This window comes from Actimicrobium sp. CCI2.3, assembly GCF_035019065.1.
Classification (GTDB): Bacteria; Pseudomonadota; Gammaproteobacteria; order Burkholderiales; family Burkholderiaceae_D; genus Actimicrobium.
Map to the genome: position 1 here is coordinate 1 of NZ_JASJWR010000036.1, position 14,240 is coordinate 14,240.

At 57.5% G+C, this 14,240-nt stretch carries 11 protein-coding genes and 2 pseudogenes; 7 read left to right on the forward strand and 6 right to left on the reverse strand.

Annotated features, from left to right (window positions below; translation table 11 throughout):
• Positions 1-724 precede the first annotated feature (724 nt).
• Both QN370_RS17530 and QN370_RS17535 read right to left on the reverse strand, forming a co-directional pair.
• On the reverse strand, positions 725-1,027 hold the full coding sequence (locus QN370_RS17530) for a hypothetical protein (RefSeq protein WP_322127859.1): 303 nt from the start codon (positions 1,025-1,027) through the stop codon (positions 725-727).
• A gap of 20 nt (positions 1,028-1,047) precedes the next feature.
• On the reverse strand, positions 1,048-1,509 hold the full coding sequence (locus QN370_RS17535; protein ID WP_322127858.1) for a hypothetical protein: 462 nt from the start codon (positions 1,507-1,509) through the stop codon (positions 1,048-1,050).
• On the opposite strand from QN370_RS17535, the gene QN370_RS17540 reads away from it, so the two are divergent.
• Positions 1,510-4,689: a hemagglutinin repeat-containing protein gene (locus QN370_RS17540; RefSeq protein ID WP_322127857.1), complete on the forward strand. Its 3,180-nt coding sequence runs from the start codon at positions 1,510-1,512 to the stop codon at positions 4,687-4,689.
• Positions 4,690-4,741: 52 nt separating this feature from the next.
• Positions 4,742-5,095: a transposase gene (locus QN370_RS17545; RefSeq protein WP_322127856.1), complete on the forward strand. Its 354-nt coding sequence runs from the start codon at positions 4,742-4,744 to the stop codon at positions 5,093-5,095.
• 152 nt (positions 5,096-5,247) lie between these two features.
• On the opposite strand, the gene QN370_RS17550 is transcribed toward QN370_RS17545, so the two are convergent.
• Together QN370_RS17550 and QN370_RS20745 are read right to left on the reverse strand one after the other, a co-directional pair.
• The gene (locus tag QN370_RS17550) at positions 5,248-6,558 is read right to left on the reverse strand and encodes an antitoxin Xre/MbcA/ParS toxin-binding domain-containing protein (protein ID WP_322127855.1); all 1,311 of its coding nucleotides are present in this window, start codon (positions 6,556-6,558) and stop codon (positions 5,248-5,250) included.
• Positions 6,559-6,576: 18 nt separating this feature from the next.
• A pseudogene (locus QN370_RS20745) lies at positions 6,577-6,642 on the reverse strand (SEC-C metal-binding domain-containing protein); the annotation flags it as partial.
• A 231-nt stretch (positions 6,643-6,873) separates the two neighbouring features.
• On the opposite strand from QN370_RS20745, the gene QN370_RS17555 reads away from it, so the two are divergent.
• The 3 genes from QN370_RS17555 (at position 6,874) to QN370_RS17565 (ending at position 8,792) form a co-directional block, all read left to right on the forward strand.
• On the forward strand, positions 6,874-7,257 hold the full coding sequence (locus QN370_RS17555; RefSeq protein ID WP_322127854.1) for a dihydroneopterin aldolase: 384 nt from the start codon (positions 6,874-6,876) through the stop codon (positions 7,255-7,257).
• Positions 7,258-7,373: 116 nt separating this feature from the next.
• Complete coding sequence (locus QN370_RS17560) at positions 7,374-7,730, forward strand: HNH endonuclease signature motif containing protein (protein ID WP_322127853.1); 357 nt, start codon at positions 7,374-7,376, stop codon at positions 7,728-7,730.
• A 183-nt stretch (positions 7,731-7,913) separates the two neighbouring features.
• A complete protein-coding gene (locus QN370_RS17565; protein ID WP_322127852.1) occupies positions 7,914-8,792 on the forward strand; it encodes a hypothetical protein in 879 nt (292 codons plus the stop codon).
• A 231-nt stretch (positions 8,793-9,023) separates the two neighbouring features.
• On the opposite strand, the gene QN370_RS17570 is transcribed toward QN370_RS17565, so the two are convergent.
• The gene (locus tag QN370_RS17570; protein WP_322127851.1) at positions 9,024-10,133 is read right to left on the reverse strand and encodes an MBL fold metallo-hydrolase; all 1,110 of its coding nucleotides are present in this window, start codon (positions 10,131-10,133) and stop codon (positions 9,024-9,026) included.
• Positions 10,134-10,669: 536 nt separating this feature from the next.
• Here QN370_RS17570 and QN370_RS20750 point away from each other — a divergent pair.
• Positions 10,670-10,829, forward strand: a pseudogene (locus QN370_RS20750) (ISNCY family transposase); the annotation flags it as partial.
• A 116-nt stretch (positions 10,830-10,945) separates the two neighbouring features.
• Here the strand turns inward: QN370_RS20750 and gfa are convergent.
• Positions 10,946-11,503 carry an S-(hydroxymethyl)glutathione synthase gene (gfa, locus tag QN370_RS17580; RefSeq protein ID WP_322127848.1) on the reverse strand — a complete coding sequence of 186 codons (558 nt, stop codon included), beginning with the start codon at positions 11,501-11,503 and terminating at the stop codon, positions 10,946-10,948.
• 717 nt (positions 11,504-12,220) lie between these two features.
• On the opposite strand from gfa, the gene QN370_RS17585 reads away from it, so the two are divergent.
• A complete protein-coding gene (locus QN370_RS17585) occupies positions 12,221-14,206 on the forward strand; it encodes a sigma-54-dependent Fis family transcriptional regulator (protein ID WP_322127847.1) in 1,986 nt (661 codons plus the stop codon).
• Positions 14,207-14,240 lie beyond the last annotated feature (34 nt).

The following is a 14,240-nucleotide window of genomic DNA, read 5'->3' on the forward strand; positions in this document are numbered from 1 at the left end:
ACTTTTTCGAGAATAAAATTTGCTGGAGGCGGAATCAGCCATTTTCATTCTTGGGTTCGGCTTTATTCAGCGGTTCCCTAAAGTAGACAACTACGAAGAGCGTTCAAGTAGTAATTATGTAGATGAACGTTACTTCATTGGACGAACTGAAAAAGTCGAATTCAAGATCATGTTTTCAGACGACTCAGATAATTCAGATCTTCCCTTTTGGATTCGGTTGAGTGCTATTAATTGAGATGCGGAATTGAATGAAAGTGAGATGCACGAGTTTGTGTATGTGAACTTGCTTTCGGCTGGATTTCGAGTAGCGCGAATAGAAAATTTCGGACAGGTGGGTGAACAACGCATTGACTACAACGTATAGTTGGTGCGAATACAGGAAGTGCGGTAAAAGCCCAAAGCATCGGAAGAATGTCGTTAGGTTGGCCCGGAACTAGCGGTGCTGGACCCGTTCCAGGAACTATTGGCATTACAAATCAAATTGCTGTCGGTGCCATTTGAATTTACTCTCCAAAAGGTGATGGCATATAGCATTCCATTACCCATAACTCTCACCGCTTACGATCTCACGCGCCACCCGCATGCCTGCGACAAATAAATACAAAGCCTGCACACCACTCCAGATGCACAGCTGCTGGCGCACCCTGTGCGTTTTGCCGCCATAGCTCGCCGGCATGACAAATTCGATCACTCCTGCCGCACCCCCTGCACAGGGCTGTGCGAACTACTTATCGCCATCCGGCAGACAACAGTGGTGCGCAGCGTGCACCAACCTGTCGACAGGCGTATTCAGATATCCAACCCTTTTCATCAGAGACAGCATGTCCGCTTCGCGGTTGGCCAAGTAGATCAGACGCGTGCCGGAAAGGCCCGCCACCATGTCCGCCAGGCGCTCATAGCCCTTGATCCAGCGCGTACTTTCCGCCAGGTTGGGTTCGAGACGTTCCTTGGTTGCCCGCATCCAGCAATCGAGCACCGCTAGTGGCAGCCGCTGCGTCGTCACGGTGTACGTCACATGGGCATACATCCCGCTCTGCGCGTCGTAACTCAGGCACCCCAGTTCATGCGTTTGCCGTCCGTTGAATTTGAATTTCGTCGTATCCTGAACATCGCCATCTGCGCAGTCGTACCAGTATCGTCCCAACAAGTCAGCGCCAACTCGGGCAGCGCCTTCATCGTCACGGCACCAGCCTGTTCACGATCCTTCCGGCGCCGGACAGCCGCACCCTGGTCGAGACTGATCCGCGCTTCACCAACCAGCGCGCCTTTATCGGCTCTGACTACTTCCTGCAAGCACTGCAGCGCGACCCCGAGCGCCAGCTCAAGCGCTACGGCGACGGTTTCGCCGAACAGCAACTGGTCAACGACCAGATCCTGACGCTGACCGGACGCCGGTTCCTGAGTGGCTACAGCAGCACCGAAACTGAATACCAGGCACTGATGGACAGCGGGGTTGGATTCGCACGGAAGTACCAGCTTACTCCGGGTATGGCACTGTCGGCAGAGCATATGGCCCTGCTCACTACCGACATCGTCTGGCTCTCCACGCAGAACGTAACCCTGGCCGACGGCACGGTGCAGCAGGTGCTGGCACCGCAGGTCTTCCTGCGCCGTCTCAAAGACGGTGACCTCACGCCCACCGGCGCGCTGATCGCCGGGTCCGACGTCACGATTCGCACCGACCGTGACCTGGTCAACAGCGGTACGATCGCCGCCAGCGATAAGCTCACGCTCGTGGCCGGGGGCGACCTGGTCAACCAGGGCGGGCGTCTCAGTGGGCAGGACATCGTCGCAAGGTCGAGCAACGATTTGAAGAACCTGTCCGGCGTGATTCAGGGCAGCGGGGCCGACAGTCGCGTGACCCTGCTGGCCGGACGCGACGTGGTGATCCAGACCCGCACCATCGACACCGCCAACACCAGCGGCAACAGCACCCGCAGTGCGATTGATCGCGTCGCCACGGTGCAGGGCGGCACGGTGCGTATCGACGCCGCCCGCGATCTGCTGGTCGCCGGCGCCAGTGTGAACGCCAGCGGCGACCTGGTCGCTACCGCCGCACGTGACATCCGCATCAGCAGCGTCGACCAGCGCTACCAGATCGCCGTGGGAGACAGCAGCGGGCGCACGGTGCAGGGTCGCAGCGGCTTTATCGTCGACGACAAGCTCACGCAAGCCGGTGCGAACCTGGCAGCGGGCGGCAACCTGGCGCTGGTCGCCGGAGGAAATCTTGGCGTGCGCGGTGCGACCGTCTCGGCCGGTGACAGCGTTCTGCTGAAGGGCGCGAACGTCACCATAGCCGCTGCCAAAGAGCGCACGACAACCGATATCCAGACCATCGGCAAGAACGCCTATAACCATGTTGCCCGCAGCGACGAAACGCTGGTTGGCGGCAGCATCAGCGCAACGAACGACCTCAGCGTGATCGCCAACGGAGGTGACGGTGCCGGCAATATCGCCGTCAACGCGGGCTACCTGTCGAGTAAGGCCGGGCAGGTCGGATTGGTCGCCGGCAACGATATTGCGATTGGTGCGATCACCACTGCGCGCAGCGCGATCAACGACAGCTACAACAAGAGCGGCAACCTGGTGTCATCGACCACGACCACGACCAGACAGCGCAGCAGCAGCGACCAGGTGCAGGGCAGCGTCCTGTCGGGCAACACGATCCTGGCGCAAGCGGGTAATCCGACCAACCGAACCGGTGACATCAGCGTCGCTGGCTCCTCGCTGGTCGCCGATCGCGACTTGCGACTGGACGCCGGTCGCAATCTCACCATCACGACCGCGCAAGGCACGCAGCAAGACAGCAGCGCGTTCCAGCAAACCACCTCCGGCCTGTTCACCAGCGGCGCTGCGCTCACGCTCGGCCAACGCCAGCAACAGCAGGACGCCACCGGCACCGCGACCACCAGCGCAGCCAGCACCGTCGCCAGCCTGAGCGGCAATGCGCGCCTGATTGCCGGCCAGCGCTACACGCAAACCGGCAGCGACCTGCTGACCCCGAACGGCAGCATCGACATTACCGCCCGCAAGATCGACATCACCGCCGCGACCGACACCGCAGAACAACGCCAGCAGCAGCAATTCAAGCAGAGCGGTCTGACGGTGGCCGTGTCGAACCCGGTCATCTCGGCGGGACAGACCGCCCAGCAAATGACAGCAGCAGCTGGCCAAACCAAGGATGTGCGGATGCAGGCGCTGGCAGCAGCGACCACGGTGCTGGCCGCGGCCAAAGCGGTGGATGCGGTGACCGGTGCGGACAAGGCCACCAGTATCGGCGTCAATATTTCGCTGGGCGGCAGCAAGAGCCAGAGCGACAGCACCCAGCGCAGCAGCACCGCGCGCGGCAGCATGATCGCTGCTGGCGGAGATGTGACGTTGCGTGCCATTGCAGATAAGGCCAGCAACGTCGATAGCACCGACGGCAACATTACCGTCAACGGCAGCCGGATCAGCGCTAGTCAGGATGTGCGCCTGCTCGCTGACGGCAAGATCGATCTGACTGCAGCCAGCAACACGGCCACACAAACCAGTAGCAACAACTCCAGCAGCGCCTCTGCCGGCATTGGCTTCTCGGTGGGTGCCAACACAGGTTTTTACATCAGCGCAAACGCCGCAGCAGCACGCGGCAAGGCTGACGGCAGCGACGTCACCCAAGTCAACAGCCAGGTCGACGCCGGCAACCGGGTCACGCTGAAGTCGAGTGGCGACACCTCCCTCAATGGCGCGGTCGTGCGTGGCCGGCAAGTCATGGGCGACATCGGCGGCAACCTGGTCATTGCCAGCCGGCAGGACACCAGTGCGTTCGCTGGTAAGCAGCAAAGTGCAAGCGCCGGGATCACGGTCCCGATCGGTCCTGGTACGGGTGGTGGCAACCTGAGCGCAAGCAAAAGCAAGGTCGACAGCACGTTCGCCAGCGTGGCAGAGCAGTCCGGCATTCAGGCGGGTGATGGCGGATTTAACGTCAACGTTGCAGGCAATACGACGCTCACGGGTGGTGCCATCACCAGCACGCAAAAGGCGATGGACGATGACGTTAATCGCTTCACGACGGGCAGCACGCTTACCACGAGCGATATTCAAAACCAGGCCAGCTACAGCGCCACATGCGTGGGCGTCACACTGGGTACGGGCGCAGACTCAAACGGCAAACTTACCCTCGGCGGCTCCAGCGCCGGCATCGGCCACGACAGCGGTAATGCCAGCAGCGTAACTGCGTCGGCCATCAGCGGTATTGCTGGTGACAAGGCTGCGCGTACTGGAGATGCAGGTACCGGCATCCAGAAAATCCTTGATGCCGACACGGTGCAAAAGGACATCAATACGCAGGTGCAGATTACGCAGACGTTCGGGCGAGAAGCCAGTACGGCGATTGGTGACTATGCCGCCAGCCAGCAAAAACAGGCCGTTGGTCTCCGGGAGCAAGCCTCCAGGGAAAGTGACCCGGTACGCGCGCAAGCGCTGCAGCAACAAACGCAGGCGCTGGACGACAATTGGGGTGACAACGGCACGCTACGCGTCCTTGCGCACACGGTCGTAGGTGGCCTCACGGGTGGCCTTAATGGTGCCGCTGCAGGAACGCTCGCCTCACCGTTGGTCGCCGCGCAGTTGCAGCAGGCGGGCATTGACGGCGCGCTTGCCAAGACGTTGATGGCACTGGTCAGCACGGCAGCAGGTGTAGTGGTCTAATTTGTGCTGACACCTCGAGAGGTGGGAAACTCCACCACCAGAGGAAAAATCAATGACAAAGCAACACCGACAGTTCGACATCAGCCTGAAGCTGGAAGTCGTTCGTATGATCAAGGAACAGGGGCTGACGACCACTCATGTCAGCCAAAGTATGAATATTGGCGAGACTGCGATCCGTCGCTGGATCAAGCAATATGACGCCGAGCAAAGCGGCCAGCGCGGCATCGGGAATCTGTTGACGGCAGACCTGCTGCGTATCCTGTCGAACGTGCCTGCCGGACTGGTCTGCGAGACACTGCAGATGGCCGTGCAGCAGCGCTGCCCAGTTCCGGGCTTACTATTCCACAGCACTCGTGGCAGCCAATTGGAGCGGGCCTGGCAAAGTACTTGTGCCAACAAGGCGTAAGCAAAAAATGACATCACCGACTACATAGTCGGCTTCTACAACTGCATTCCGTCGTGGGTAACCTGTTGCTCTCCACCCTCGAATGACGCAAGGAGGAAGTTTCCTTGCCTCACCCGAGAGGCTTTTCACCAAGCACCAACGTATTGACGTGGCTATGAACGCAGCAAGCCCAATGATTCCCACAGAAAGTCATAACTCATTTCATCTCGTCCCTGTTGCGCGGCCATTGTTTTTTCGCTGACTTCGTAGCTGCGTAACAAGCCTTTGACCCGCTCGAGTCCAGCGGCGCTCTGGATTGCCTGAAGGGGTGTTTTATTGTCGAGTGCGGGAATGGACTCATTGGCCCAATTGGCATAGGTGCGGTGGACAAGTTCTTCCATGGCCTTGGCCAACTCCCGGGGGTCAATCTCGGACAAGTTTGTGGCGTTGGTCAGGCCGGCAGCAGACTGTTTGCTTTGACGCAGGATGCTTTCAGGATGGACTTTTTTGCGCGTCAAAAATTCCACCGTACCGGCAGTCAAGCCTTCAAACCAGGCGCGTCCCTGGTCAGCATGGATTTGTGTCCTGTAAAAAATCTCGATCTGATCGTTCTTTTTCCCGACGCTGATATGAGCCAGAGGCCTGCTCTGTCCGTCAGAGCAGGCGAGCAGGCGCGTCCAGCCATCGTGCCGATTGCCCTCCACATCGCTGCAGCCTTGCAGCGCACCGGCCAACACCTCCCAGTCCAGCACACGGTAATGGTCCGTGATCGGTACGATGGGCTCGCCAGAATGCTGGTCGATCATTGTGGGCAACGGTGGTGGTGCCAGATACTGTTGCAGCCAGAGTGCCATTAATACCAAACCTTGTTCGTGCGCCAGCCCGGGAAGGTGGCCAAATTCCTCACTGGTGGCGCGCAAGCGAGCCACCACCGCAGGTCCATGGAGCAGCGAGAACGGATAGACCGCCCCGGAGAGTTCATGGTGATCCCCCACGCGCATCACACGACAACCCAGGTGCATGCCCGGCGCAAGTCCCCGGCTACCTGCGCGTTCCTGCACTTGAATCGGCGTAGCAGCACCGTCCAATGCGTCGCATAGCGTTATCCCAACTCCCGACACAACGTCGGTGACGTTGTACATGCTCAAGGGGCGCTGGCCCAGCTGCTGCAACCAGTCGCGCTGACCGGCATTCCAGGTGGGACCGGATGGGCCCGTCAGGTAATCGGCTACGCGCCGGTTGCTGCCTCTTGCCTGTATCTCGCCTTCGGCTAGCTGCCATTCGGTCAGGTTGAACTGGATTGCACCAAGGATCCCCTCGTCAAGTTGTCCAAGCTTCTGGATGTCGGTCGGACTCAGGAGTTCATCGAGAAGGCGCTTTAAAGAGACCTGCCAGCCCTTGCGGTGGCGATCAGCAAGCCATTCCACTGCTTTTTCGACGGCACCTGCCTGGGAGGTGCTGTTCGCAGCGGGTGTCTCGGACATGCGCGGTGAAATATCTTCGCGCTGACAGCAGTGTTTGTATTTTTTGCCACTTCCACAGGGGCATTGATCATTTGGTGCGGACATGGTGAGCGTATTTCTTTCAATGATAGAGAGGTCTGTTGGTCTGCATTGTTACGCATTGCGCATGAAGCAGGGTAAATAGTGTCTGGCAACCCAGTTTATAAAAGCGAATTAAACTGAATGCTGATAACCGAAGCAACCAGGCGCTTTGTCAATTTTTCACTGCTTTCGGACGGTGACATTTTGCCTGCAGCCCAGGCTCGATCAAATAACTTTTGACAACGGAATACACGGATGAAAAATCAGGCTTGCGTCGAACTTCGCGATCTGGAAATCGACACCGACATCGGAACATTCGGTCCCAATGACAGTGGGCCCGACAAGCACTTGCTTAACCTTATCTTGCAGATCGGTTCGCAACACGTCCTGATTGCTGAAGACGGTATGGCGTTCGTATTCGATTACGACCCGTTGATGGCAGAAATTCACCGTCTTGCTGGCGACTGCCACTACGAGACGCAAGAGCGGCTCATCACGCGGATTGTCAAAGCATGTGCCGGCTGTGCAGAAGTGGAATCCGTCGAAGTCACTTTGCGCAAATTCCCGGTGCATAACGGATCAGGCTCGCTTGGCGTGAGGCTGTCGGTCGATGCAACTACGTTGGCCGGAATGCGATAAATGCTTGAAAGAGTCCGTGGCATCCGGTATTTTTTTGCGACTGTCGTTGAGCGTCTGCGAATCTCCTTCATCGAATATCGATTGTCTGTTAGTCCAATATTTTCAGGATTAGTGCGGTGACCGGGCGTATCAAGAAGAAAAAAATGTTGGCGCTGCTCGATGATGCCTGGGCAGAAAAAAACAAAGTCGACGACGTGTGTCCGTTGTGCGGGCGACCGATCCCTGGCCACCAAAAAGACGCACATCACCTCATACCCAAGTCGCACGGCGGATCACTGACGGTTGATCTTCACCGCATATGTCATCGCCAGATTCACGCTCTCTTTACCGAAACGGAACTGGCACGGCAGTTTTCCACTATTGAACTGTTAAAGCAACAAGACGCAATGCGCCACTTCCTGACGTGGGTAAAAACCAAGCCCGACTTTTTTTTTGAAAAGAGCCGAAAAAGCGCGCGACTGCGCAGTAAATAAAAGTACAACCATGTGGCGCAGAGATGGTAACGCTTTGCCGGTCTCGAGACAGGGGGAGGGAACTATCCCGCCAGCGATGCCACTGATGCTGCGCCATTCCCATAATCAGCACGCCACCACTCTATGCATCGTTCCCTGTTCCGTCCGCTTCTACCCGCATCTTTACCACCCCAAGGCCAGCGCTTGTTAGCGCAATCGCTGCCGTCGCACAATGGCAGAGCGTTGGCGGCTCGCGCGCACCCTGCAGAGGCGACCGAGGCACGGTTCGATCATGGCGTTGGACAGACGTTAAAAAATCGCCTGCTCAAGCAGCTTCCGGACGGCTCGGCGAACACCGGACCCGTCTTCCGGTCTCCGCCGAAAGCCTCTGCCTATTTTTCATCGGCCTCATCCAGAGCGCTCAAGCCGGGCAACGCCTGCGCGTTAAATTTGCGCGTCTTTGATAGTGCTCCCATAAAAATAATTCACACACAGGATATTCCCCAGCTGGTAACGGACTTTCTTGAAAATGTAGAGAGCAATCCCGCTATTTCCCCTCTTCCTCAGCGCAAACAATCCGGCATCCCAAGCGCTGACAACAATGTTTGCCTCACAGACTGGCAAATTCCACCACGTACGCACGAAGAGATTTACAACGATCGCCTGAAAAACACGCGCGCCATGATCAACACTGTGAAACGTTTCCCCAAACCGGATTTGGTGATGGCGTATTACGTCGATAACAGCCCGATAGGGATACTGATTTTGAAAAAAATGGCGAGCAACAGGCCTGCAAAAATTAATGTCCTGGCGACCCACCCGCTGTCTGAAGGTGCCGGTGCTGCATTAATAGAACGGGCCGTTGCGCAAGCGGTTGCCTGGGATAAAAAGGGATGCCTTCTTCAATTGATGTCATTAAATGGTGATAGTACGAAGGCGTACGAAGCGCTTGGCTTTGTTGCTGTTAGCCATGACAACTCCTGGGATCTGACGCTCACCCCGCAGGACTCAAAAAAATGGTCCCTGCAAGGTGATCAATGGCAGTTGCAAAACAAAGATACCAATAAAAAATACATTGGATAAGCGTCCCGGGACAGGCGTTCGGGTAGCCGCGGCTTATTGCGGGGATGCAATGAGCAAGTTGGCGTTTATGTTGACGAGTGTGTTTCTTGATAACGCATAGTTCATCAATCACCTACCGTATCCGTGCCCTTTTTATGCAAATTCAGGTTGGAAGCTGCACAAGTCCGTCGCTCTTGCCAGCCGGCAAGACAACGCCATGCTGGCTCTTGTCAAGCGACTCCTGCGTTACGCCTACTTGAGTCCCTTCCACCAAAGCGTGAACGCCTGATCTCGATCCTGCAGATGGACCGGTTCGCCAATCCGGGGAGTCAATAGCCGGTAGCTTTTGCCTTTGCTTGCCGCTAAGGCGCGTTCAAATGGCTCGTCCCACGCGTGGCGTGCCAAGCTGAAACGACCGGCATGTCCCGTCAGAAGGGAGTCTGCGTTGAGTATGTCCGCCGCACGGGAGGCTTCCTCCGGCGTCATGTGGATATCGGCCCACTTCTGGTTGTACTGTCCTGCATCAAGCGAGACAAAATCGAACCGATCAAAACGTTTCGCAATCTGTGCAAAGTGCGGACCGAAACCCGTATCGCCGCTGAAATACAAGCGTCGCTCTGCGGTCTCCAGCGCGTAGCTCACCCACAAGCTTTGGTTGCGCTTCAAGAAGCGTCCTGAGTAATGTTGCGCAGGCAGGGCATGCACCATCAAACCATCACCAAGCTCCAGGCTGCCATGCCAGTTCATTTCACGAATTTTTTCTTCCGGATACCCCCAGTGGCGCAAATGGGCACCATTGCCCAGCCCCGCAATCACCAGGCGCGTCTTTGGTTCAAGGGCCTTCATGCTTGCATAGTCAAGATGATCGTAGTGATCGTGCGTGATCAGGACCACGTCGATTTCCGGCATGTCCTCGGCTGTGTAAAGACTCGTGCCCTCGAAGGCGCGCACCATGCCCGGCACCGGCGCTGCATAGTTACTGAAGACGGGATCGATTAATAACCGCTTGCCACCAACCTGCACGAAGTAGGACGAGTGTCCGAGCCAAATCACAATATCCTGCCCGGGATCCAGCGCCGCCAGATTGGTCTTCACCGAGGGCAGCGGTCCCGCCGGTGCGGGCCGGTCTCTCGGCTCGAAACGCCCTCGAATCACTGCCAGAATAAATCCGAAACCGCCAGAACGCGGTGGCGAGGCCACCTCGTTTTGAAACTGTCCGTCGCGGTATTGCGGTGCTCCCTGTAATTGCGCGTTATCGGGTAATTGTCCCAGCGTCAAATAAAGATAGCCGCCGGTGCCGAGGGCAACAGCGCACATCAGGGCCAGGCCCAGTATCAGGAATCGTTTCAAAGTGTTGTCCATTCATGTTCGCCCGCCGGTTTCGCGCCCGTCATCACGGGTGCGGTTATACCGGCTTTGCATTGGTATAAATACGGATAGATCCTCGCCAAGTGGAGCGAGGCTAAAGGGGATCGACCAGCTCTCTCAGATCAATCGGTTGTCGCGCGGTCGATGTGTGTGTTGGCCGGCCAGGGCACCTTGAATGCGCCAGGACTAACTTGCTACTTTGCGCACTGGACCACGCCGATGGCGTAATCCACATCGATACAGCAGATCGCAAGGTTGCCCCGCAGTGAGTAGTCAGCCAGCGATTGCACTGACATCGTGTCGCCAAAAGACTGCCCGGCAATTTTCCGATTTTCTGGTGAAGAGCGGATGCGTTGCAAGTTGGACATGCCCTGTCATAAAAAGTTGCCAACAATAAAAGTATTGCTGCGTCAACTGGCAGACGCCTATCGGCGAAAGACTGTCTGGTGTGTGTCTGACCGCACTCCATGCAACCCGATGCCGATAGTGGGCATGCAAGAGTTTGGTAGCAGACATAGCGTTGGACTGCCCATGCCGACAAGGTCTTTTCGATCTGTGAGCCGCACACCGCATGGATCAGCAAAGGCAGAGCCGGTGGGAAGGGAGGGCATGATGGAAGACCACTATCGAGTCACCTTGCCTCATCAGGTGATGAAGGGCTCCATGGTGAGCGAAGCGAAAAAGCGCTTCTCTGCCTACGAGACAGAGAAGGCGGTGATTGAAATGGACGCTACTTTTACAAAGGGGTGATGCCACTGCTGTTGTGGCACGTTGAGGTCGTCTTGAAAGAGCGCGTCCGGTCTACCTTATCTTGACTTGGCGATGTGCGATGCGATGGCGTCCATCAGTGGTGGCGACAGGCAATCGTAAGGTGGCAATCCCAGTTCGACCAGGCGCGCACGTACCGCGCCCATCTGGTCGGCAGGAGCACCCGCTTCGAGTATCGACGAGACGAAAGCGGCAAATTCGGCCGGTGCCCAGCCAGCTTGCGGCGAACGTTCGGTATGCACAAAATCCAGACCATAAAATGGATGGCCGGACTGTTCGATACGGCCGAGCATGTGGACGCCGCAGCTGGTGCAGGCATGTCGCTGGATCGCTGCCGTGGTGTCGACGATCTTCAGCTTGTCACCGTTGGCGGTGATGCGGACGGCTTCTTTCGAGACCACCGCAACTTGCGAAAACAGGGCACCGGCCGGCTTCCAGCATTTCGAGCAACCGCAGACGTGATTGTGGGCGGTCTGTGAGGTGATCGTGACTTCAACCTTGTGATCGGTGCAGTCGCACAGCAAGGTGCCGCCGGAAAATCCTGCCTGTGCGGGCTTGACGCCGTGATCGACGGATGGGTGGATATGAACAGTCATGTATCTCTCCTGGGAAAAGGGCTGGATAACAGATCAGTCTGAATCGTTAGCCAAACCCATTGTTGAACTTCAGTAATGTTGCGGCCCGATAAACTTAGCAACAACCGCGCCCATGGCTGCCAGGCCTGTCCTGTGCGGACCATCGGGTTTCGCACGTTGCGGTAGGTCCGATAGTGACGCGACCTGCGCAACAGGGTGGTCAACTATTGAGCAGGTACCGCGCGCCAGGCATCCGATCAAGCTGGCCTCAACACATCACGACCGATCACATCGAGGTGCCGGCCTTCATCAGATCGAAGGCATGGTTGATCTTTTAATTGGCATCGTCATGGCCGAGGATGGCCGGGAAAAATGTCTTCGGGATCATCGCCAGACTGCGTTCAATTGCCGCTGTCAAAAATTCTACTGCGTCACTTTCGGTACTGCTATGTATTCGGTGTATTCTGATTGGTAGGTTAGTTGATGTCATCAGTAGTAGTCGCGTTCCTGTCAGAAGACAAAGTCACAAGTCACGATGCGCGCAGTACAGGCGGGGCCGAAATTCCCCGGTCACAGTCAAGACAAGCTGTCATGTTCATTCGGCATGACAGCAAGACCGTAATAATCAACACCGCAATAACCGAGCCACGATGGCCAACCGACCCGCCAGAGGTCACGTTCCAGCCCGGAACAAATTAACCATTCCCGGCAAGACGGCATGCCGGGCAAGGAGACAGCATGATCAGCGTGCATAGTCATTGCACTCGCATACGCGGCGTCGTTCGTTCGCCTTCATCCCCTTCGTCGCATATACCGAATCACATTGCCGATTCATGGATACGCTGTTCCAACGACTACCAGCTCGATCCGGCATTGCCACGCGAGCTGTATGTCGTGGAGCGGCCGGAACTGCTCGAGCGGCAGGAGCAGTTGTCGGTGGTGCTGCGGGCCGCAAAAAGCGAGATGGCCAACCTGTTCCAGCAAATCGCCAAGTCGGATTACGCGATCATGCTGACCGACGGCGATGGCGTGCTGCTGAACTATTTTGGCGATCCGGGGTTCACGCATGCGGCCTCCCGATCCGGCCTGATCGCCGGTGCCGTCTGGTCCGAGCGTTTTCAGGGAACCAACGGAATGGGAACCTGCTTGCAGGAACAGCGGCCTATCCTGATTCACCAGGGTGACCATTACCTGTTTCGCAATACCGGCCTGACTTGCGCGGGTGCGCCGGTGCTTGACTGGCGTGGCAAGTTACTCGCGGTGCTGGATGCCTCCGGGGTAGTGCACCGCGCGCCGTGCCACGTGCTGGAGCTGGTAAAAATGTCCGTGCAGGAAATTGAAAACAGGATTTTCATGACCGAGTTTCCGACGGCGCGGCTACTGGTTTTTCATCCCCGGCAGGAGTTCGTCGCGACCCTCGGTAAAGGCATCATTGCGGTCGATACCGATTACCGAGTGCTGGGAGCCAGCCGCAACGCGCTGGCGCAACTTGGCATTACGCCTGAGGATATTGTTGGCCAGCCGCTGGATGCCTTTTTCAATGTGTCATTCGAGTCGTTGCTGCGTGCCAGTATCAAGCACGGACCGACGCCGTCCGTCGTGTTCGATGCGCGCCACGGACGGCGATTTTTCGCGTGCGCGCTGGCCTGCGCGAGCGGCGAAAATCAAGTCCTGCACACCTTCGGCAGTGCAGCAGCACCAGTGGCCATGGGTGAGGTGGGTGCCAAATCGCGCGCACCGCTGGAACGCTTGCAATGCGGTCCGGATACGGTGATGGAACACAATATCCGCACCGCACTGCGCATCGTCGAGCGGGACGTGGCGATCCTGCTCTACGGTGAAACCGGCACCGGCAAGGAACTCTTTGCCAAGGGCATCCACTTGTCGAGCAAACGGGCGCACCAGCCCTATGTCGCGATCAATTGCGCTTCGATCCCGGAGTCGCTGATCGAAAGCGAGTTGTTCGGTTATAAGTCCGGCGCATTCACCGGCGCAAACAAGGAGGGGCAGCGCGGCAAACTGTTTCAGGCCAACGGCGGCACGCTGTTTCTCGATGAAATCGGCGACATGCCGATTGCCCTGCAAGCGCGCTTGCTGCGGGTGCTGGAGGAGCGCGAGGTCGTCCCACTGGGTAGCGAAACCGCGATCAAGCTCGACATCCGTCTGATCAGTGCGACCCATTGCGATTTGCCGGGCAAGATTGCCAGCGGCGCATTTCGTGAAGACCTGTACTACCGGATTCAGGGACTGACACTGACCTTGCCGCCATTGCGCGAGCGCGGCGACCGGCAGGAACTGATCCGGTTCGTGCTGCAACAGGAAATGCCGGATGACGCACTCGTCACCATCGATGAGCCGCTGATGGCGGCTCTGGATCGCCATCCGTGGCCCGGCAATATCCGCCAGTTGCGCAATGTCCTGCGGACCATGGTGGCGTTGCGCGATGGGGATGCACTGCACCTCGACAGCCTGCCGCCGGATTTTTTTGTACTTGGCAGTAGCGCCGGAAACGACGTGGCAGTGACATTGCCAGCTCACGCATCCGAACCGCTCGACTCGCTCAATCCACTGGAACTGGCCGAGCGCGACGCCCTGATCCGGCAACTGAAGCTGTCGCGCTGGAACCTCAGCAAAGTGGCACGCCAGCTTAATCTCAGTCGCAATACGCTCTATCGCAAGCTTGGCCGACTCGATATCGCGATCGCCGCGCGCGACACGTACTGATCGTGGACACTTGAATTGTGGATATTTAAATTGG